This is a genomic window from Nocardia wallacei (genome assembly GCF_014466955.1).
Taxonomy (GTDB): Bacteria; Actinomycetota; Actinomycetes; order Mycobacteriales; family Mycobacteriaceae; genus Nocardia; species Nocardia wallacei.
In genome coordinates this window covers 5950473-5971728 of sequence record NZ_AP023396.1, presented here as the reverse complement: position 1 = coordinate 5971728, position 21256 = coordinate 5950473, and the positions used below count along the sequence as shown (strand labels likewise).

17 protein-coding genes are annotated in these 21256 nt (G+C 69.2%); 15 read left to right on the top strand and 2 right to left on the bottom strand.

The window, feature by feature from the left end; genetic code table 11:
• Positions 1–17: 17 nt before the first annotated feature.
• From NWFMUON74_RS26430 to NWFMUON74_RS26420, 3 genes are read left to right on the top strand one after another with little or no spacing between them, the layout of a single operon-like run.
• Complete coding sequence (locus NWFMUON74_RS26430; protein WP_187684476.1) at positions 18–2861, top strand: hypothetical protein; 2844 nt, start codon at positions 18–20, stop codon at positions 2859–2861.
• Positions 2858–4651 carry a P-loop NTPase family protein gene (locus NWFMUON74_RS26425; protein WP_187684475.1) on the top strand — a complete coding sequence of 598 codons (1794 nt, stop codon included), beginning with the start codon at positions 2858–2860 and terminating at the stop codon, positions 4649–4651. The genes NWFMUON74_RS26430 and NWFMUON74_RS26425 overlap by 4 nt, the downstream gene beginning before the upstream one ends.
• A gap of 59 nt (positions 4652–4710) precedes the next feature.
• Positions 4711–4980 carry a hypothetical protein gene (locus tag NWFMUON74_RS26420; protein WP_187684474.1) on the top strand — a complete coding sequence of 90 codons (270 nt, stop codon included), beginning with the start codon at positions 4711–4713 and terminating at the stop codon, positions 4978–4980.
• A 3-nt stretch (positions 4981–4983) separates the two neighbouring features.
• Here the strand turns inward: NWFMUON74_RS26420 and NWFMUON74_RS26415 are convergent, their stop codons facing one another.
• Positions 4984–7023 carry a glycoside hydrolase family 15 protein gene (locus NWFMUON74_RS26415; protein ID WP_187684473.1) on the bottom strand — a complete coding sequence of 680 codons (2040 nt, stop codon included), beginning with the start codon at positions 7021–7023 and terminating at the stop codon, positions 4984–4986.
• Between the two features lie 110 nt (positions 7024–7133).
• Here NWFMUON74_RS26415 and NWFMUON74_RS26410 point away from each other — a divergent pair, with 110 nt between their 5' ends.
• Together NWFMUON74_RS26410 and NWFMUON74_RS26405 are read left to right on the top strand one after the other, a co-directional pair.
• Positions 7134–7361 (top strand): hypothetical protein, encoded by a 228-nt coding sequence (locus NWFMUON74_RS26410; protein ID WP_187684472.1) that lies wholly within the window; start codon positions 7134–7136, stop codon positions 7359–7361.
• Between the two features lie 92 nt (positions 7362–7453).
• Positions 7454–7717, top strand: coding sequence for a hypothetical protein (locus NWFMUON74_RS26405; protein ID WP_187684471.1), 264 nt, complete (start codon positions 7454–7456; stop codon positions 7715–7717).
• 19 nt (positions 7718–7736) lie between these two features.
• Here the strand turns inward: NWFMUON74_RS26405 and NWFMUON74_RS26400 are convergent, their stop codons facing one another.
• Positions 7737–8771, bottom strand: a complete 1035-nt coding sequence (locus tag NWFMUON74_RS26400; RefSeq protein ID WP_187684470.1) for a M48 family metallopeptidase — start codon at positions 8769–8771, stop codon at positions 7737–7739.
• Positions 8772–8836: 65 nt separating this feature from the next.
• Here NWFMUON74_RS26400 and NWFMUON74_RS36790 point away from each other — a divergent pair, with 65 nt between their 5' ends.
• From NWFMUON74_RS36790 to NWFMUON74_RS36635, 10 genes are all read left to right on the top strand, one after another.
• A complete protein-coding gene (locus NWFMUON74_RS36790; RefSeq protein WP_324194030.1) occupies positions 8837–8926 on the top strand; it encodes an Ms4533A family Cys-rich leader peptide in 90 nt (29 codons plus the stop codon).
• Between the two features lie 195 nt (positions 8927–9121).
• Complete coding sequence (locus NWFMUON74_RS26395; RefSeq protein ID WP_187684469.1) at positions 9122–10162, top strand: sulfate ABC transporter substrate-binding protein; 1041 nt, start codon at positions 9122–9124, stop codon at positions 10160–10162.
• Between the two features lie 8 nt (positions 10163–10170).
• The gene (gene cysT / locus NWFMUON74_RS26390) at positions 10171–11031 is read left to right on the top strand and encodes a sulfate ABC transporter permease subunit CysT (protein WP_187689431.1); all 861 of its coding nucleotides are present in this window, start codon (positions 10171–10173) and stop codon (positions 11029–11031) included.
• Positions 11028–11837, top strand: a complete 810-nt coding sequence (gene cysW / locus NWFMUON74_RS26385; protein ID WP_187684468.1) for a sulfate ABC transporter permease subunit CysW — start codon at positions 11028–11030, stop codon at positions 11835–11837. The genes cysT and cysW overlap by 4 nt, the downstream gene beginning before the upstream one ends.
• 22 nt (positions 11838–11859) lie before the next feature.
• Complete coding sequence (locus NWFMUON74_RS26380) at positions 11860–12855, top strand: sulfate/molybdate ABC transporter ATP-binding protein (protein WP_187684467.1); 996 nt, start codon at positions 11860–11862, stop codon at positions 12853–12855.
• 324 nt (positions 12856–13179) lie between these two features.
• A complete protein-coding gene (locus NWFMUON74_RS26375) occupies positions 13180–13788 on the top strand; it encodes a hypothetical protein (RefSeq protein ID WP_187684466.1) in 609 nt (202 codons plus the stop codon).
• A gap of 291 nt (positions 13789–14079) precedes the next feature.
• Entirely contained in the window at positions 14080–15228 is a 1149-nt protein-coding gene (locus NWFMUON74_RS26370; protein WP_187684465.1) for an Hsp70 family protein, read from the top strand.
• 251 nt (positions 15229–15479) lie between these two features.
• Positions 15480–16481 (top strand): AurF N-oxygenase family protein, encoded by a 1002-nt coding sequence (locus tag NWFMUON74_RS26365; protein ID WP_187689430.1) that lies wholly within the window; start codon positions 15480–15482, stop codon positions 16479–16481.
• A gap of 11 nt (positions 16482–16492) precedes the next feature.
• Positions 16493–18079 (top strand): FAD-dependent oxidoreductase, encoded by a 1587-nt coding sequence (locus NWFMUON74_RS26360; protein ID WP_187684464.1) that lies wholly within the window; start codon positions 16493–16495, stop codon positions 18077–18079.
• A 549-nt stretch (positions 18080–18628) separates the two neighbouring features.
• Positions 18629–21088, top strand: coding sequence for an Hsp70 family protein (locus NWFMUON74_RS36635; RefSeq protein ID WP_187684463.1), 2460 nt, complete (start codon positions 18629–18631; stop codon positions 21086–21088).
• The last annotated feature ends 168 nt before the right edge of the window (positions 21089–21256 follow it).

Sequence of the window (21256 nt, the reverse complement as noted above, 5' to 3'; positions counted from 1 at the left end):
CTGAGAGCGGAGTTTGTATGACGCGTGACCTGCCCATCGAGGACGACGATCCGGGCGCGGGCGATCACGCGGGAGACGCCGCATATCGTGTCGCCACCGGCGTCGCGCGGGTGGCGCGGGCGGGCGCGTATGTCACCGGCGGCGCGCTGATCGCTTCCAACGGTTCCCCGGCGCCCACCAACGAGTCGCACACCAGCCGCATCACGGGTCTGGTTCCCAACGATCCGCAGCCGGACGCGCCGAGTCCGGTGGTGACCTATCCCGATCCGGATCCGGATTCCGTGCCGCCCCCGGCGCTGGGCGGGACCGCTCCGGCGGCTCCGGCCGCGCCCGCTCCGCACCAGTGGGCTCCGCCGCCGGATGGTGGCTTCGGGTTGTCCACGCCGGACGGCTCTTTCAACGGTGGCGGGTACTGGTACTCGGTCCCGACGGGTGACGGGTATTCGCCGTCGGTCACGTCGGGTGGATCCGGGGGACAGGCGCCCGGTTCGGGGCAGTCGACGATGCCCGACTACGGCGATTCCGGGTCGGTGCCGTTCGGTTCGCTCAGCGATCCCGGTTTCGGACTGCCGGGCCTGCCCGGCTTCAGCGACGACGGCTTCGACCTGCCCGGTTATCTGACGCATCCGACCAGCTCCACGGTCGGGGACGTCGCCTCGTCCGGCCATGTGCTGCCCGACGACGAGGACGGGCATTGGTTCGGGCCGTTCGACGCGCACCCGCATCCGGCGGGCTCGTTCGGGCACGGCCTCGGTCTGCCCGGCACCGGCAGCCTGAATCTGCCGGGCATGAACGGGCTGGGCGCCAACGGCTTCGGCCTGCCCGACGGCACCGCCCCCGGCTACGCGTTCGACGGCATCGGCGACGGCGACATGTTCGGCGTGTTCTTCGACACGCAGGCGACGCTCGACGCCCACATCGGCCTCGACGGCATCTGGGTGACCGGCAGCGCCCAACTCGACATCGTCGTCGGCGACGTCGGCCACCAACTCGACCACTACGGCGACTGGCTCGGCAACACCTCGAGCGCCTCCGCCGACGACGGCGACCTCGCCGCCCTCGGCGCACAAGCCCCGGGCACGTCCTCCGCCCCGAACCTCGCGGGCACCGCAACAGATTCCGCACCCACCGAACCACACGGTGCAACAGGCGGAGCGCCCATCACCGGCATACACGGCGCTGACACATTGAGCGCGAACACCATTGGCGCGCACACCGTAGGCCCGATGGACCCGCAGCCCGCCGATCCCCACGGCATGCAGGATGCCGTCCCCTTGCGCACGCAGCCCGTCGGTGCGCAGAGCGCTGATCCGTCGGGCGCGCAGAGCGTCGGTGCACACGGTGTGCAGGGTGCTGATCCGTTGGGCGCGCAGAGCGTTGGCGGACACGGTGTGCAGGGTGCTGGCGCGGTGGGTGCGCAGAGCGTTGGTGCGCAGGGCGCTGGCTCGGTAGGTGTGCAGGGTGTGGGGGCGCATGGCGTGCAGGGTGTTGGCCGGGTGGGCGTGCCGGGGGTTGGGGGTGCGTCGGCCGGTGATTCGCAAGGTGGGCAGGGGGTTGAGTCGGCGGGTGTGAATGACGTCGGGGGACAGGGGGTTGGGGGCGTGGGGGTGCAGCCCGGCGGTTCGGGGGGTTCTCAGGCCGCTGGTTCGGGGGTGCCGGGGGTTGGTTCGGGTGGTCAGGCCGGGGGGTTGGTGGGTGGGGCACCCGCGGTGGGTGGAGCGCCGGTTCCGGTTGCCGTGAGCGCGGTGGGGGTTCCCGCACCCTTGGCGGCCGCCGCTCCCGCGCCCATGGCCGCCGCCGCGCCGGTATCGAACATCGCTGTCGCGCAACCTATTTCGACCGCTTCCGCGCCCATCGCGGCGCCGCCCGCGCCGGTGCCGCCGCCCGCCCCGGTCGTCGCGCAGCCGGTCGCCGTGACACCGCTGCAGAACACCGTGCAGCCGGAGGTGGCCGCGCATCCGGTCGGCAATGTCCTGTTCGCCCACCCCGGTTCGGTGCCGCTGACCGTTCCCGTCGTGGCCGGGCCGTCGCTGTCCGACCGTGGTTCGGATCATGCCGGGCACCCGGGTTCGGCTCGCCCGCAGGGTGATTCGCCGTCGTCGACGCCCACCCAGGCGCTGACCGGCAGCGCCACGCCGTCGACCCTGCCGCATGTCGGGCCCACCACCCCCGGCGGCACGTCGCCGCACAGCACCGACCCGAGCGCGCCGAGCCTGCCGATCTTCGGCCCGGGCCGGTCGACCACGGTCGCGCCGACCACCGAGCCGACCACCACCAAACCCGACCCCTCCACGCCGGACAGCACCACCAGGCCGGGAACGTCCCCGAGCGGGACCAGGGACACCGACCCCACCAGCGTCACCCCCACGGTCACGCCGCCGCGCGACACCGACTCCGACCAGCCCGGCGGCGTACACCGCCCCACCCCGTCCGACAGCGTCGAGCCGACCGCGACCCTCCCCGCACACGAGGGCCCGAGCCGCGAACCCGCCCTGCCCTCCCACGAACCGACCGGCTCCGACCCCACTACCATGCCCAGTCATGCCCCGACGGTTCCCAGCATCAGCAAGCCGGTGCAGCCGGATCCCGGCGACAGCGGCGGCGCCGCGACCCACACGCAGCCGATGACCCAGCCGCAGACGGTGAAGCCGCCGACGACCATCGACCCGGCGCCGGGTGGCGTGCACCCGGTGAAACCCGTGTCGTACCAAGCCGATTCGGCCGATGCCACGGCCTGGCCGGTGGGCCTGTCCGCCGCCGACCACCACGCGCTGTCGGGCCCGCTGCTGCCGGGCCCGACCGGTGCGGAACTCGATCACCCGGTGCTGCATCCGGTCACCGACCACCACATCATGCTGTGACCGGAACGGCCGCAGTGGAATCCGCCGCCGCCAAGCATCCGGACGCGATGGCGCCGCTGCTCGGGCTGCTCGACGACCTGCTCGAGCAGACCCGTGCGGCCGGGCGGGCCGATCTGTCCGCCCGCCTCGGCATGGCCCGCGCGCGGGTCGCCGATCCCCGGGTGCGCCTGGTCGTGGTCGGCGAACCCAAGAACGGGATGAGCACGCTGGTCAACGGCCTGGTCGGGACGGCGGTCAGCCCGACCGACAGCCCGATCAGCGTGCCCGCGATCGCCGAGTACGGCCCGCGGCCGACGGCCACCCTGGTCCGCGCGATCGGCGGCGGGCGCACCGAACGCCAGGCCGTCGACCCCCTGGACCCCGGCCCGGCACTCGCCGCCGCGGACGTCATCCGCGCGGAGTTCACCGAGCCCAGCCCGCTGCTGGCCGAGGGCTTCGTGGTGATGGACGCGCCCGGCGCCCCCGCCGACACCCCTACCACCTGGTCGCTGATCGCGGCCGCCGACGCCGTCCTCTACGTCGCCGACGCCGGGGCCGAGTACACGCCCGACCAGATCGCGTTGCTGCAGCGCATCCAGCAGGTGTGCCCGACGGTGATCTGCGTGCTCAACAAGATCGATCGCTACCCGTACTGGGCGCGGGTGCAGCAGCGCAATCGGGAACTGCTGGACGCGGCCGGTCTCGGGTTCGCCGTCGCGCCCGTCTCGGCCGAACTGCACCTGCGTGCGTCCGGCGATCAGCGCCGCGACCTCGAGTCCGGCGTGCCGCAGTTGCTGGATCACCTGCGCGAGTACGTACTGGGCCGCGCCGACGCGGTGGCCCGCGAAGCCGCGGTCCGCGACATCCGGACCAGCACCGACCACCTGGCGATGGCATTGCGCACCGAGGCCGAGACGCTGCGCGACCCGCGCCGCCGCAGCGCCCTCACCGAGCAACTGCGCGCCGCCCGCGCCGACGCCGACGAACTGCGGCAGCGCTCGGCGAACTGGCAGGTCACCCTGGCCGACGGTTGTTCGGAACTGATGGCCGACATCGAACACGACCTGCGGCACCGGCTGCGCACGCTGATCCGGGAGGCCGAGACGGAGATCGGCAAGCGCGACCCGGCCCGCCGCTGGCAGGAGTTCGGCGCCGACCTCGACGCCCGCATCTGCGAGGCGGTCGAGGAGAACTTCGTCATCGCGCACTACCGCTCGATCGAGCTGGCCGAGCAGGTGTCGGAGAAGTTCCCGCACACCGAATGGGATGTGCCGCTGCCGGACATGCGGCTGGAGAATCCGGGCGAGGTGCTCGAGCCGGTGGCCTCACTGGAACCGCTGGGCAGCGCGAAGGTCAGTGTCACCCAATCGGTTCTGAACGCCATGCGCGGTTCCTACGGCGGCCTGCTGATGGTCGGCGTGCTCACCCAACTGCTGAATCTGCCGCTGGTGAACTGGTATTCGGGCGCGGCCGCCGCGGCGCTCGGAGTCAACGCGGTGTGGGAGGACCGCAAGATGCGCCGCGACCGCCGCCAGGCCGAGGCCAAGGTCGCCGTGGCGCGCCTGATGGACGACGTGATCTTCCAGGTCAGCAAGGAATCGCGGTTCCGGCTGCGCAACGTGCAGCGCACCCTGCGCGACCACTTCACCGAGATCGCCAACCAGACCCTGCGCACGGTCGACGAATCCCTGCGCGCCGCCGAGGAAGCCGCCGCCGTGCATTCCCCGGAGAGCCGCGACCGCCGCCTCACCGAGATCGAGAAGACCCTGGTTCGCCTGCGCGATATCCGCGAACGCGCCGACGCGGCCTAGCCCGCGGCCGGGTGGGGTAAGTTACCTGGCCGAACGTGTTGTCGCGGGATGGAGTCGTTGTGCGCACCAAACTTCTCACCGGACTGCCGGTCGCGCTGCTGCTGGGGTCCGCGGTGGCCGTCATGGTCGCCCCCGAGGCGGCCGCCGTACCGACCTACAGCTGCACCGCCCAGGGTTACGACGGTCAGCAGCTGGAGCCCGTCGTCGTGGAGGCTCGCAACGGAGTCTCCCAGGCGCGATTGCGGGCGCGCCCGGAGTGGCGTGGGCAGGCCCAGTTCGAGACGATCCGCTGCACGCCGACGGGCGGCCAGTCGCCGGCCGACCGGTGAGGCTCAAGCGGTCCGGTGCGCCGGGTGGAACTCGCCCGCGCCGACCGTCTCCTCCGCCCGGATCACGTGCATCACGGCGTTGATCAGCGCCAGATGGGTGAAGGCCTGCGGGAAGTTCCCCAGATGCCGCCCCGATCTCGGGTCGATCTCCTCGGCGTAGAGCTTGAGCGGGCTCGAGTAGCCGAGCAGTCGCTCCAGCAGATGCCGCGCGCGCTGCACCTCACCGATCTCCACCAGCGCCGACACCAGCCAGAACGAACAAATGGTGAAAGTGCCCTCCTTGCCGCTCAGCCCGTCGTCGGTGGATTCGGTGCGATACCGCAGCACCAGGCCCTGTTCGGTGAGATCGTCGGCGATGGCCAGCACGGTCTTGCGTACCCGCGCGTCGTCGGGCGGCAGGAAACGCAGCAGCGGGACCAGCAGCAGTGAGGCGTCGAGAGTGTCGCCGCCGTAGGTCTGGGTGAAGACGCCGTCGGCGTTGACGCCGTTGTCGAGGATGTCGGCGTGGATCTCCGCCGCGATGTCGTGCCACTTCTCGGCGTAGTCGTATTCGCCGTGCATCTCGGCCAGCTTCGCGCCGCGGTCCAGCGCCACCCAGCACATGACCTTCGAGGAGGTGAAGTGTCGCGGTTCGCCGCGCACCTCCCACAGGCTGCGGTCGGGTTCGCGCCAGTGCTCGATCGCGGCCTGCACCTGTCGTTCCAGGATCGGCCACAGCGATTCCGGCACCTGCTGGCGCGACTTCACGTGCAGGTACACCGAATCCAGGATGGTGCCCCAGATATCGTGCTGGTCCTGCTGGTAGGCGTCGTTGCCGATGCGGACCGGGCGGGCGCCGTCGTAGCCGTGCAGATGCCCGAGTTCGTACTCGGTGATCTCGCGTTCGCCGCCGATGCCGTAGAGCACCTGCAGCGGCAGCGTGTCGCCGTTGTCGCTGTTGGCTACGTCGTAGAGGAAGGCGAAGAAGTCGTCGGCCTCGCGGTTGAGGCCCAGTGTGTAGAGGCCCCACAGGGCGAAGGTGGAGTCGCGCACCCAGCTGTAGCGGTAGTCCCAGTTGCGTTCGCCCCCAGGGGTTTCCGGCAGCGAGGTGGTGGCGGCCGCGAGCAGTGCCCCGGTCGGGGCGTAGGTGAGGCCCTTCAAGGTGAGCGCGCTGCGCTGGAGGTAGCCGCGCCACTCGTGGTCCGGGAACTTCCCGAGCGTGATCCACTGCCGCCAGTATTCCGTGGTGGCCCACATCTTCTGCGCGGCCTCGGCGAAGGTGCGCGGCGGCGGCAGCGGCGACCAGGACAGCGCCACGAACACCTCGTCGCCCTCCTGCATGCGGGTGCGGGCCTGGGCCGACCGGCCCTCCAGACCCAGCCGCATATCGGTGGTGAGGGTGAGCTCGGGCGCGCCCGCGACGTCCGAGCAGGTGGCGGTCGCCTGCTCGTAGACCTGCCCCGTGTAGGCCCACGAGGCCACGCCGCGGTGGTAATCGAAGGACGGTTCGCAGGTCAGCTCCAGCTCCACCACGCCGTTCACGCATTTCACCGTGCGCAGCAGAATGTGCTCGGCGTCCCAGTCGCGCGGCGTGCGGCGGTAGGTGCGACTGCGCTTGTCGTTGTTGTGCCACGGCCCGAGCACCAGCGCGTCGCGGACGATGAGCCAGCCCGTCTCGGTCTGCCAGGTCGTTTCCACGATCATGCCGCCCGGCAGATAGCGCCGCGCCGCAGGCACATTCACTCCGTACGGCCCCACCCGGAAATGTCCCGCGCTCCGGTCCAGCATCGCCCCGAACACGCTCGGGGAATCCGGTCGCGGCAGGCACATCCACTCCACCGCGCCGTTGCGCGCGATCAGGCAACTGGTCTCGCAGTCGGACAGGAAGGCGTAGTCGTCGATGGGCGGATACGCCGACCGATGCGACGACCCGGATGCCGCCGGAATGAACCCCCCGGCCAGCGACGCGTCCGGCACATCCTCCAGCGCGTCGCGCGGGACCGCCGGTTCCAGGGGCTGCGCGACACCCGGCACGTCGCTGATCGGCTCATCGTAGGACGACATACGAACATCATCGGCGCTCCCATACACCAAGTCCACAGCGCGACGGTCGCGACCGGCCGCACCGAGCCCGCCGGAGACAGCGCCACCGAGACAAGCATTAGGCTGAGGTCGTGCATCGCATAGCAGGCTGGTGGGACGGTTTCGAGTTGTGGGTGGCCGGGCTGCCGTTCCTCCCGCAATTCCTGGTGGTCATGATCGGCGCCATCCCGGCCAGCTTCGCCATCGCCTTCCTGCTCGACCGCGCCCTGCGCGTGGTGCTGCGGTTGCTGGGGCGCGACCGGTCCACGGGCGCCGACAGTGGGCGGCCCGCGCCGCCGATGCACGAGGAGGCGGCGTGATGCCGCGCTCCCGCGTGCAGTTGGCGCTGGTCGCGCTGCTGGTGCTGGTGATCGTCGCCTGGCTGCTGACCCGCTGAGGTACTGTGCACGGCATGCCAACCGATGAGGAATTCGCGGAGATTACGCAGTTGCTGGACTCCGACGAGCTCGACGAGGGACCGCGCGTGCTCGCCACCCACTACGCGTCTCCGGAGGAGGCCGTGGAGATGGTGCGGGCCGCTCAGGTGCTCGGCTTGGGCGTGCGGCTGCACAACCAGCTGCGGGTGGAGGAGACCAACGAGGACGGCGAGGAATCCGCTACCGAGGAGTGGATCCTCGACCTGCTCGAGAGCCCGCCGGAGGTCGAGGACGAGTGATCGGCTGACGCCGAGTTCCTCACAGCCCCAACCGTTTTCCGATTTTCGACACTCGATCACCCACTTCCTGACCCACGGTGCTCACCGCGGCGCCGACATCGCGTCCGAGGTCGCGCACCGTGCGGATCAGGGGGTCTTCGGAGGCGTCGAAGTTCTCCCGATAGGCGCGCGCGGCCTCGCGGATCTCGTCGCTGATCCGGGTGTTGCGGTCGTGTTCGCGCCGCGGATAGCGGCCGTCGAGAATCCGGTCGTAGTCGCCCGCCGCGATCCAACGCCGCAGTTCCGCGGCCCGCAGCACCGAGAACGGGTGCGTCCGCAGTTCCAGATTCAGCAGTTTCAGCACGCCGTCGCGCAGGTCGCCGGTGCGGTCGTAGTCGTCGGCCTGCTGCAGGAACGCCGCGTGGTTCATCTCGTGCACCATGGCCCCGCCGGCGAGCTTCATGTGCACCCGGACCGAGGCATCGACGTCCTGGCCGCACAGCAGTCCCGCCCGATCGCCGGACAGTTCGGATTTCCGGCTCCACTCCATCAGCGCGGCCACGATGGCCCGCAGCGCCCAGCCACCCACCGGCATCCAGCCGACATTCGATGCCAGGCGCAGCAGATGCATCAGCATGGTGCGGTAGACCGCGTGCCCGGACAGCGCGTGGCCGAGTTCGTGGCCGATCACGAAGCGCAGGTCCTCGGTGTCCAGCAGTTCGATCAGGCCCGTGGTGAGCACGATGAACGGCTGGTCCATGCCGATGGTGAGCGCGTTGGCCGACGGGTCCTGCAGCACGTACATCTCCGGTGCCGCCGGGGCGTCGAGGATCCGGACGGCGTCCGCGCGCAGCTGATGCAGGGTGCGGAACTGGCGTTCGTCGACCCGCACGGCGGTGGCCAGATACAGCAGCCGGTGCTGGCGTTCGCGCAGCAGTCCCGACAGCGTGCGCAGCACCGTGTCGAAGCCCGCGAACGAGCGCAGTGCCACCAGGGCCGTCCGGTCGGCGGGGTGCTCCCAGGCGCGTGTACTGATGCCCGGAAAGCTGCGTCGGATACGGTCCGGACTGGTCATTTGGTTCCCCCGGTTCGTTTTCGGTTGATTAGCGGGTAGTCATTCTGCTCTGCTACAGTTTGCCCGTGTCATCGAGTGTTTTGCCGCAGGTCCGCCACGAGTTGGCGTTGATCGCAGTCGGCTGCCTCGTGGTCGCGGACATTCACTGTCGCTGAGCGCGGTGACGCTCGCGCGGATCGGCTCCCCTAGACTTGCCGACGCACCTTTCGGAGCGTTTCCGTCGTGGCGGCCCCTCGGGTCGGCCGCGCCATTGCCGAAATCCCTTGTGCGGCAAAGAGTAGCGGCAAAGTCGGAGTTTCACCGTCGGGGTCGTGACCGGTACCGGCGGGCACAGGAAGGGTTCACATCCGATGTCTCGCAGCCCGTGGGTCCGGATCAGGGTCACGCCGGTCGTCGCGTTGGTCGTGCTGATGGCCGTGCTCAGCGCCTGTAGCGGCGGCGCCAGCGACATTCCCGGCACCAGCGCGAGCGGCGGCAAGGGCGGCACGCTCACCCTGTACGCCTACGCGACGCCGAAGCCGGGATTCGACAAGGTCGTCCCGGCATTCAACAAGACCTCGGCCGGGTCGGGGGTGCAGGTGCAGCAGTCCTACGGCGCCTCCGGCGACCAGTCCCGCAAGGTCAAGGACGGCGCGCAGGCCGATGTCGTGAACTTCTCCGTAGAGCCCGACATCACCCGGCTGGTCGACGCGGGCCTGGTCGACCAGAACTGGAACGCCGACGCCCACAAGGGCATCCCGTTCGGCTCGGTGGTGGCGATCGTGACGCGCGAGGGCAATCCGAAGAACATCAAGACCTGGGACGACCTGTTGAAGCCGGGCGTCGAGGTGGTCACGCCGAACCCGTTCAGCTCCGGATCGGCCAAATGGAACCTGCTCGCCCCCTACGCCGCGAAGAGCGACGGCGGCAAGAACCCGCAGGGCGGGCTCGACTACCTGAGCAAACTGGTCACCCCCGAGCATGTGAAGGTGCAGCCGAAATCCGGCCGCGAGGCCACCGAGACCTTCCTGCAGGGCACCGGCGACGTGCTGCTCAGCTACGAGAACGAGGCCATCTTCTCGCAGCGCCAGGGCGACTCGATCGAGTACACGGTGCCCGCGGTCACCTTCAAGATCGAGAACCCCATCGCGGTGCTGAAGACCAGCCGCAACCTGGACAAGGCCGTGGCGTTCAAGGACTTCCAGTACACCCCGGCGGGACAGCGGGCCTGGGCGCAGGCCGGGTTCCGTCCGGTCGACCCGGAGGTGGCGGAGGAATTCAACAAGGACTTCCCGCAGCCGCAGCAATTGTGGACCATCGCGGATCTGGGCGGTTGGAAACAGGTCGACAAGGAGCTGTTCGCGCCCGGCTCCGGCAGTATCGCGGCCATCTATGACAAGGCGACCAAATAGTGAGCGACATCAGTGTCGGCGCCGGGTCTCCCGCGCCGCCGAGAAACAAGGGCGGCCTGCGCTCGTGGCTGCGGGTGACCGGGTCGGTCGGACCGCTGGGCATCGCGACAGCCGTGCTCTGGCTGAGCGTGATCGTGCTGCTGCCGCTGGCCGCGCTGGCCTTTCACTCCTTCGACAACGGCTGGTCCGGGTTCTGGGACGCGGTGACCGCTCCGGCCGCCCTGGACGCGTTGCGGGTGACCGTCCTGGTGTCGGTGGTGGTGGCGCTGCTCAACGTCGTGATGGGCACGCTGGTGGCGTGGGTGCTGGTGCGCGACGACTTCCCGGGTAAGTCCGTGGTGAACGCGCTGATCGATCTGCCCTTCGCGCTGCCGACCATCGTGGCCAGCATCGTCATGCTCTCGCTGTACGGTCCGCAGAGCCCGATCGACGTGCATCTCAACGCGACCCAACCCGGCCTGGTGGTGGCGCTGGCGTTCGTGACGCTGCCGTTCGTGGTGCGTTCGGTGCAGCCGGTGCTGATCGAGGCCGACGCCGAAGTGGAGCAGGCGGCGATCTCGCTGGGCGCGGACAACTGGACCACTTTCCGCCGCATCGTGCTGCCGACGCTGGTGCCCGCGATCATCTCCGGCGGCGGGCTCGCCTTCGCCCGCGCGATCGGCGAGTTCGGGTCGGTGGTGCTGATCGGCGGCAACATCCCCGGCAAGACCCAGGTGGCCTCGCAGTACATCCAGCAGCAGATCGAGGTCGATCGCCCGGTGAACGCGGCGGCGGTGTCGGTGGCGCTTCTGGTGATCTCGTTCGTGACACTGTTGGTGCTGCGGCTGTTCTCCGACCGCAGCGCGCGCAAGGAGCAGGCGACGCGATGAAACTGTCTGTCCTCACCCGGTTGTCGCTGCGTACGGTGGCGCTGCTGTATCTGCTGGCCCTGCTCGTGCTGCCGCTGGTCATCATCCTCTGGCGCAGCTTCGAGAACGGCATCGGCCAGTTCGTCGACTGGATCTCCACCCCGGCGGCCATCTCGGCGTTCAACATCTCGATGGTCATCGTGCTGATCGTGGTGCCGCTGAACGTCATCTTCGGGATCGTGACCGCGATCGCGCTGGTGCGCGGTAACTTCCCCGGCCGCACTCTGGTCCAGGGCGTGGTGGATCTGCCCTTCGCGGTGTCGCCGGTGGTCGTCGGCGTCTCGCTGATCATGCTGTGGGGCGCGAGCGGCTGGTTCGGCGGCGTGGAGAGCCTCGGCTTCCGGGTCATCTTCGGACTGCCCGGCATGGTCATCGCCACGGTCTTCGTCACGCTGCCCTATGTGGTGCGCGAGGTGGAGCCGGTGCTGCACGAGATCGGCGACGATCAGGAGCAGGCCGCGACCACGCTGGGCGCCTCGCGCTGGCAGACGTTCTGGCGGATCACCCTCCCGGCGATTCGCTGGGGCCTGACCTACGGCATCGTGCTCACGGTCGCGCGTGCGCTGGGTGAATTCGGCGCGGTGATCATGGTCGCCACCGGCCTGCCCGGCGGCGGGCAGACCCTGACCCTGCTGGTCAACGCGCGATACATGAACGACCGCAATATCTTCGGTGCCTACTGTGCGGCAACCCTGCTGATGGGCATGGCACTCGTCACTCTTCTTCTCATGACCGTTCTGGAACGTAAGCGGGGCACAGCGAAATGATCACGATGCCGGAGGCAGGAAAATGATTACTGTCACCAACGCGAACAAGTCCTACGGCACCTTCGCGGCCCTCGACGATGTGAGCATCGAGATTCCCTCGGGCGAGCTGACCGCGCTGCTCGGGCCGTCGGGTTCGGGTAAGTCGACGCTGCTGCGGTCCATCGCCGGATTGGAGTCGCTGGATTCCGGTGTGGTGACCATCGCCGGTCGCGACGTGACCCGGGTCCGGCCGCAGAAGCGGGATATCGGATTCGTCTTCCAGCATTACGCGGCGTTCAAGCACATGACCGTGCGCGACAATGTGGCTTTCGGGCTCAAGATTCGCAAGCGGCCCAAGAGCGAGATCCGCAAGCGGGTCGACGAATTGCTCGGCATCGTCGGCCTCGACGGTTTCCAGCACCGCTATCCGGCGCAATTGTCCGGCGGGCAGCGCCAGCGCATGGCCCTGGCGCGGGCGCTGGCCGTGGACCCGCAGGTGCTGCTGCTGGACGAGCCGTTCGGCGCGCTGGACGCCAAGGTCCGCCACGACCTGCGCAAATGGCTGCGGCGCCTGCACGAGGAAGTGCACGTCACCACCGTGCTGGTCACCCACGACCAGGAGGAGGCCCTGGATGTGGCCGACCGGATCGCGGTGATGAATGCCGGTCGCATAGAACAGGTGGGCAGCCCCGAGGACGTCTACGACCGCCCGGCCAATGATTTCGTCATGTCGTTCCTGGGCGCGGTGGCGAAATTGAACGGGCATCTGGTGCGGCCGCACGATATTCGGATCGGACGCGATCCCGGCATGGCCCTGGCCGAGCACGAGGGCACCGCTGAATCGGCCGGTGTCACCCGCGCGACCGTGGAGCGGGTGGTCCGGCTGGGCTTCGAAGTACGGCTGGAATTGCGCAACGCGGCCACCGGCGATCTGTTCACCGCGCAGGTCACCCGCGGTGACGCGGAGGCGCTGCGGCTGGCCGACGGCGAAACCGTCTACGCCCGGGCAACGAGAATTCCAGACCTGTCGGCGAGTTGACGCACCTCCATTACAGCGCTCGCCCGATCACGTTTCGATCATGCGGAAATCACGGGCCGCCGGTGTGCCGCGCGCTGCGACACACCGTCGAGAAATAGCGTCTGCTTTCGCTTGAATGTGATCGAATACCACTCATGCGAAACGAGTAATTCCGCTGTCTTACGGAACGTGCGCTCGTCGGGTCGCGCGGCTGCGCGATCGCATATTCTCGCCCGGTGGAAATTGCGCCGGGTAGTCCCTGTCACCGCCGTCGCTGCCGTGTGACGACATTGCGAGCAAGGAATCGGGTGGGGGAGCGTCGGCTGCACAGAAAAGCCTGCTTCCATGCCATTTCCACGAATATCGCTGGCGGTGGTGGCCGTCTGCGGGGTGCTCGCGCTCTGCGCCGGAAACAATGCCGCGGCGCACGAGCGGTCGCTCCCGATCGCGCCAGAACTCACCCGGAACTACGCCGACCCGATCGTGTTGCCCCCGCGCGACGCCTATACCGACCCCGCGCCGGATGAACTGCTCCCGCACGAAACCATCGGATACCAGCAGCGTTTCGAGCCGAGTCCGCATCAATGGGACAACGCGCGGATTGTCGTGGCGGCGGCCCGGGAGCGCGCGCTTCCCGTCTACGCGGCGGTGATCGCGCTGGCCACCGCCCTGCAGGAGTCGCTGCTGGAGAACCTCACCGTGGCCGTCGACTACGACTCGCTGGGCCTGTTCCAGCAACGCCCGTCGACCGGCTGGGGTGCGCCGGAGCAGGTGACCGATCCCGCGTACGCCGCCGGAGCCTTCCTCGACGCGCTCACGGCCCGCGTCCCGGACTACCGGGAGCTGCCGCTGTGGCAGTCGGCGCAGGCCGCCCAGGTCTCGGCGTTCCCGACGGCCTACGCGCAATGGGAGGAGCAGGCCGCGGCCATGGTCGCCGACATCCTTGCCGAATGACCGGCCGGGAAGGAAGCGTTGCGTCGCAGCGGCTTCGACATGGCGAGTTCCTTTTCGGCAAACCATCCTCGACTCGGTGCGTCCGCTGGCAGCGGCGATTCGAGACGCCTCGAAGATCAACTTCTACCCAGCTTGACGTGGTTATGTCGGATAGCCCGGCGGGGCGCCACGCAACCGGCGCTCTTGCGGACAACCACTTGTCCGGTAGTTGGCAATCTCTCAGCACCATGGTTGCCTGTATCTCGTTCGGATCACGGTTCGGTTGCGGTAGTCGATCGAGGTGGGACGTTGATGCGGGTTGGGCTCGGAGTCAGTATCGGCACGGTCAACACCGTGTGTGCCGTCGAGGGCGGGATCGGCGGCAGGGCCGGCGGCCGCCGGTCGGGCGGGCAGCCCGCGACGTGGCGCACCACGCTCACCTTCGACAGCACCGGCACCGCGCGGGTCGGCCGCATTCCCAAACACGGCCGTGTCATCACCGATTTCGCCGACCTGACCCAGCGCACGGCCCCGGCCGCGCGGGTCGGCCACCGCGCGCTGTCACCGGCCGATCTGGTCGCGACGGTCGCCTCGACCGTGCTGGTCGATGTGCTCGGCACCGAACCGGCGCCCGAACACGGCATCACCGTCACCCACCCCGTCGGCTATCCACCGCAGCGGGTGGACGAATTGCGCGAGGCGCTCGACTCCGTGGGCCTGCGGCAGGCCGTGCTGGCCGCCGAACCGGTCGCGGCCGCGGCCTGGCTGGAGGAGACGTGCGGGCCCCTGATGCCGGGCCTGGCGCTGGTCTACGACCTGGGCGGTTCCGGCCTGCGGGTCACGCTGGTCCGGGTCGGGGCGGGCAGCCCCGGTAATCCGGTGGTCGGAGAGTCGTTGCGCTCCACCGAATTCGGCGGCCGCGCGTTCGGCGCCCAGATGGCGCGCTCCGAGTGGCGGTCCAAGGAGAACCCGGACGCCGACACCGACACGGTGATCACCGAGCGCCGCACGGCTCATGTGCGCAAATCCCTCGAAGTCGTTTATCAGTGCCTGCGCATCGCCGACGTGACCATGGCCGACGTCGACCGCGTCCTGGTCGTCGGCGGCGCAGCCCGTCCGCCCGAGGTGGCCGAAGTGCTCGCGTCCGCGCTGGCCCGACCGGTGATCGTGGCGCCGGACCCGGAGCGCACGGTCGCCGAGGGCGCGGCGATCCTCGCCCGGCGTGCCGCGGAGGAGGAATTCGGTCCGGTCCGGGTCCGCCGGAGCTGGTGGAGCACGGGCCATGCCGGTGCCGAGCGGGCCGGTGCCGGCCGCCTGCTCGGGCGGCGGCTGAGCCGAGCGGCGATCACCGTGTCATTGGTCGCCACGGGCGCGCTGTTCGCCGCGACCGCCGTCGCCGGTGACGAGGCCACCGTCGGCGCGGTGACCGCCGATTCCTGCCTGGTACATCTGTATCGCTGACTTTCCATGATCGCCATCGTGTAAAACCGCCTCATGCGCGGTACTCGGTGAACGTGATCCGAGACACGGTACCGCACGGTAGGGGTTCGCTTATGCGGCCCTGGCCTGCGCTGCGTTGCGATACTGGGGGATCTTCGGTGTACAGATGTGCACTCGAATCCGTCCCGGTGTCATGTCGCTATTGACCATCTCGGGTGTTGGTGTAACTATGGGACACAGTTAGTAAGCGAGATGGAGAGGCTGTGACGACAATGTCTGTTGCCGCGACGCCCGACGTCGACCCTGTGGTCGCCCAGGCTCAGGAGTATGCGCAGAAGCTGATGCTGCTGTCCGAGGGCTCGGTCAACAAGCATTTCGACCCGTTCGAGGACATCGACTGGGACAACCCCGACTTCGCCGCCGACGCCGGCGAGGAGCGCTGGGTGCTGCCGGTGTCCGGTGACGCCCTCGGCCGCCATCCCTGGTACCAGGCGCTGCCGCTGGAACGGAAGATCGCGATCGGCAAGTACCGCCAGGCCAACGTGGCCAAGGTCGGTCTGCAGTTCGAGTCGATCCTGATCAGCGGCATGGTGACGCACAACTTCGGCCTGCCCAACGGCTCGCCGGAGTTCCGGTACTGCTCCCACGAGATGATCGAGGAGCACAACCACACCCTGATGTTCCAGGAGATGGTGAACCGCATCGGCTTGGACGTGCCCGGGATGGGCCCGCTGGTCAGCAAGTTCAAGTACATCGGCGCGCCGGTGGCCGCCAAGTTCCCGAACCTGTTCTTCATGGCCGTGCTCGCCGGTGAGGAGCCGATCGACCACATCCAGAAGGCCATTCTGCGCTCGGGCGAGGAAGTGCACCCGATCATGCGCGGCGTGATGTCCATTCACGTGGCCGAGGAGGCGCGGCATATCTCGTTCGCGCACGAGTTCCTCAAGCAGCACGTGCCGGAGGCGAAGCCGCTCAACAAGTTCGCGCTGTCGCTGCTGATGCCGGTGGTGATGTACATCCTGGGCCGCTCGATCTACACCCCGCCGCGGTCGTTCTGGCGCGAGTTCGACATCCCGGACTACGTGCGCAAGGAGCTGTTCTACGGCACCGACGAGGCCAAGCGGGAGTTCAGCGACTTCTTCGGCGACGTGCGCACGCTCGCCAAGGACATCGGGCTGATGAACCCGATCGCCAAGCGGGTGTGGAAGCTGCTGCACATCGACGGCCACACCACCCGGTACCGTTCGGAGCCGCTGCGCTCCCGGGCCGGCTGAGCGGACCGGCGATGCCCTACGTAGTCACGCAGTCGTGCTGTAGCGACGCTTCCTGCGTCTACGCCTGCCCGGTCAACTGCATCCACCCGACGCCGGACGAACCGGACTTCCTGTCGGCGGAGATGCTCTACGTCGACCCGCAGGCGTGCGTGGACTGTGGCGCGTGCGCCACGGCCTGCCCGGTGGACGCGATCACCTCGTCGAAGAAGCTCACCGACGAGCAGAAGCCGTTCATCGAGATCAACGCCGAGTTCTACCGGCAGGCCCGGCCCCGGCCGGTGCTGGCCAAGCCGATCCCGGCGGCCGCGGTCGAGCCCGGCCGCGGCCCGCTGCGGGTCGCGATCATCGGCTCCGGCCCGTCGGCGATGTACGCCGCCGACGAGCTGCTGACCCAGCCCGACGTCTCGGTGACGGTCTTCGACCGGCTGCCGGTGCCCTACGGGCTGGCCCGGCACGGCGTGGCGCCGGACCACACCCGCACGCGGCAGGTGAGCCGGCTGTTCGACACCATCGCCGCCCAGCCCGGCTTCGGGTCGTATCTGAACGTGGCTGTGGGCGAGCATGTCTCGCACGACGAGCTGCTGCGGCACTTCCACGCGGTGGTGTACGCGGTGGGGGCCTCGGCCGACCGCAAGCTCGGGGTGCCCGGCGAGGGCCTGCCCGGCAACGTGTCCGCCACCGAGTTCGTGGCCTGGTACAACGGGCATCCCGATCACGCGGGCCGCGAGTTCGATCTGTCGCAGCGGCGCGCGGTGATCGTCGGCAACGGCAATGTGGCGCTCGACGTCGCTCGCATCCTCACCGTCGATCCCGAGACGCTGTCCGGCACGGACGTGTCCCCGGCGGCGCTGGAGGCGTTGCGGCACAGCAAGATCGAGGAAGTCGTCGTCGTCGGTCGGCGTGGTCCGGCCGAATCGGCGTTCACCGTCCCGGAATTCGTGGGCCTCCTGGGCTCCGACGTCGATATCGTCGTGGAGGGTGAAGTGCCCGAGGCGATTCCGGGTATGTCGCAGAAGGTGGAGCAGAAGCTGCGCCTGCTGCGCGGTGTCGCCGATCGGCCGGTGGGTGCCCGCAAGCGCATCGTGTTCCGCTATCTGTCGTCGCCCACGGCGCTGCTGGGCACCGACCGGGTGGCGGGAATCGAGCTGGAGCGCAACGAACTTCGCACGACCGAGGACGGTACGGTGCGTGCGGCCGGCACCGGCGTGGTCGAAACCCTCGACGCCGGACTGGTTTTGACCTCGGTCGGTTACCGCGGTGTGGCATTGCCCGGGCTGCCGTTCGACGAGCGGGCCGACGTGATCCCGAACGAGCAGGGCCGGGTGCTGGACGCGCCGGGCGGCGCGGTGTTCCCCGCGACCTACGTGACCGGCTGGATCAAGCGCGGTCCGACCGGTTTCATCGGCACCAACAAGTCCTGCGCGCAGGAGACCATCCGGCAGCTGGTGGATGACTTCAACTCCGGGCGGCTGGCCGAACCGGCCGCCGGGGCCGCGGAGTTCGACCGGTTGATCGCCGCGCGGCGACCGGCGGCGATCCGCGGTGGGGCTACCGCCGGTCGGTCCTGGTGGAAGCGTAAGGTGCTCGCCCGCGCCTGATCGCACTGTTGTCGCGCCCGAGTCCCGCGCTGTGCGGGGCTCGGGCGCGGTTTCGTATGGGGACGCATCGGCTGCGGCGCTGTGGTGTGACCTCGTGAGAAAGCTTGACAGGGTTTCGTTTTGAACGAACCGGGCGGTTCGTACGTGGTGGGGGATCTGCCGGAATCGCTTCGAAGAGTGGGGGTAGCAATCTTTCAGCCATTGGGGTTCCGCGGCCTCTATCCGGGTGGCGCGTGATCAATTTCCGCGTATTGCGGCACACCGGTCGGTATGCGCGGGTGATTACTGAAAGGTAGCCACTTTTAGTTGCTGGTTGACCGCTGGGCAGGAAGCCGAACTACCTTCAGGGCCTTGGACGCTGGCCTATCAGTGCTTTTGTGTTATGGACCGGTGGGTATGAAACTTTTTCCGGCCGTTCGGTATTCGAAATAGCCGGTCGACAGCTAACCTGTGTGCGCTATTTGGTAAACGACCGCGACCACATGGTTCGATTGCGTGAGGCCGTGGTCTCGGTGCGTTGACGGGATGGCAATGACAGTCGGTTTCGGTATGAGCATCGGCACAGTGAACTCCGTCTGGGTCGCTGCCGGTGATCGGGATCAACCTGCCGTGCGCGTGCGTCGCACGGCCGTCACCTTCGACAGCGCGGGTGGCGCGCGAATGGGTACGCTGCCGCGATTCGCCCCGGTGATAACGGATTTCGCCGATCTCACGCGCTATACCGAGCCGGTGGTCGTGAACGGGCGGATCTGGACCCAGGCCGATCTGGTGGCAGCGGTGATCGCCTGCCTTCTCGCGATCGACGAGTCGGCTGCCGGGCCGGTCGCCACCTATCCCGCCGTGTACTCCGACCGACGGCTGTCGCCGCTGCGGCACGCACTGGAGCGAGCGGGCGCCACCGACGTGACCCTGATGCCGGAAGCGGTCGCGGCGGTGGAATGGCTCGACGCCGAGCACGGCGTGTCCGAGAACGGGCTCACGCTGGTCTACGACCTGGGTGGCAACACCCTCGATGTCGCGGTCGTGCGCACTGAGGGGGATCGCGACAAGCGTGGCGTGCTCGGCAAGTCGATGCGTTCGCACGAGTACGGTGGCCGCCCGCTGGGCACCGTACTCGCCCGGTACGCGCGTGCCCTCGCGCCCGGGGCGCCGCCGCCGGTCTCGCAGGTGGTGCCGCTGGACGACACCACCCGATTACGCACGTGGACGGTCCGCAATTCGCTTCGGCTGGTTCGCAAGTGCGTGTACGCGGCGGGGCTCACCGTGGGAGACATCGATCGGGTGCTGTTGGTCGGCGGTGCGGCGCGGCCGCCGGAAGTGGCCCGGGTGCTGAGCGAACTCGGTCGCCCCCTGGTGATGTCGCAGGATCCCGCGCACACCGTGGCCATCGGCGCCGCACTCGCCGCCGCCCGGATGGCCGACCCGGGCATACAGCTCGGCAGGTACGCCCGGGGCGCGGCCGCGATCTCGGGCGCCGCGGTCGCGTCGGCGGTGGCCATGTCGGCGGCCTCCATGCTCGGCAGCGCGCCCCTCGGAACCGACGGTCCCGCACTGGAATTCGCACCCGCGCTGGCCGGTCCCGCCGGCAACCAGTTCCGCGGCGGCCGCGTGTTCCAGGCGCTCGATGGCGATGTCGCGTGGTCGGCCGGCGCGCCCGCGCCCGCCTGGTCGGCCGGCGCCGACGGACTGCTGTCGCCGACGGCCGCCCTGCGTGTGAAAGGTGCGTCGGCACAGTCGATGTCGGCTGGGCCGAACTCGGCATCGACCGCCGACCGCACGGTTCGCGACCGCGGCACCCATTGCGTTCCGACCGACCGCCCGGTGGTGACCACCTACGCCAACCCGGCGCGATTCACCAACCCCCTGCCGTTCACCTCGCCGACGATCGGCCCGGTCAGCGCCATCCCGTCGATCAGCCTGCCGGGCAACCCATCCGGCGCAACACCCCGCCCCGCTACCGGGGCACCGTCCCCCCACCTCCCCGGAACCTCCCTGCCCAACCCGTCCGACACCTCCGGCCCCCCGATCTCCGACCACCTCGGCCACGCCCCCGGAGCCGGACCGGACGGGTCTCCCGGCACCAGCACCGGCGGAGCCGGATCCGACGGCGCAGGAACCGGCAGCCCCGGGAAAGGCAGCGGCACAGGGCAAACCAATCCCGTCGACAGCGGCACCGGCCCGGATACGGGACAAGGTGGAGCGAGCTCCGGGACGGGGCCGGACGGTGCCAATGGTGGTGCGGGATCTGGCGGTGCCAATGGTGGTGTTGCTTCGGGCGGTGCCAATGGTGGTGCGGGATCTGGCGGTGCCAATGGTGGTGTTGCTTCGGGCGGTGCCAATGGTGGTGCGGGATCTGGCGGTGCTAATGGAGGGGCGGGTTCGGGCGGTGCCAGTGGTGGCGTGGGATCAGGTGGTGCCAATGGTGGTTTCGGATCTGGCGGTACCAGTGGTGGTGTTGGTTCGGGTGGTGCCAATGGTGGTGCGGGATCTGGCGGTGGCGATGGTGGTGTCGGATCTGGCGGCGCTAATGGAGGCGTGGGCCCCGGTGGTGCTAATGGAGGGGTGGGATCGGGCGGTGCCAGTGGTGGCGTGGGATCAGGTGGTAGTGGTGTTGGGTCTGGGCAGGGCGGCGGTGGGTCGGGCGGTGGCGCCGATGGGGCGCGGGGCGGTTCGTCTCAGGGTGGCGGTGGGATCTCCGGGGGCGGGGTTTCCGGTGGCGCGTCAGATGGCGGAAGCTCTTCCGGAGGTGGAACTTCCGGCGGCACATCCGCGTCCGGCGGTGGTCCATCGCACGGCGGGGCCGCGGGCGGCCATTCCTCGAACACCGGGACCACGGGCGGCGGTTCGATGTCCTCCGGGCGCTCCGGCGGCACCTCCGGCTCCTCGACAGCCGGAACCTCCCGCGGCTCGAGAAGCGATTCGATGCCCGGAGGTTCCTCATCGCGAGGTTCCTCCTCCGGCGGCTCCCACGGCAGCAACGGTGGCGGCGGGGGAGGCTCCCGCCGATGACGAAGTCGACCGGACCCGACATGCCCGCACCGCAGCACATATCGCGACGGGATACGGCGCCGATGACCCCGCACGGCTCCACGTCCAGCTCGAGGCCGGACGTGGAGCCGTGCGGGGTCCACGCCCGAACTCACACCCGACCGAGTACTCCGACGGGTGCGTGCGCTT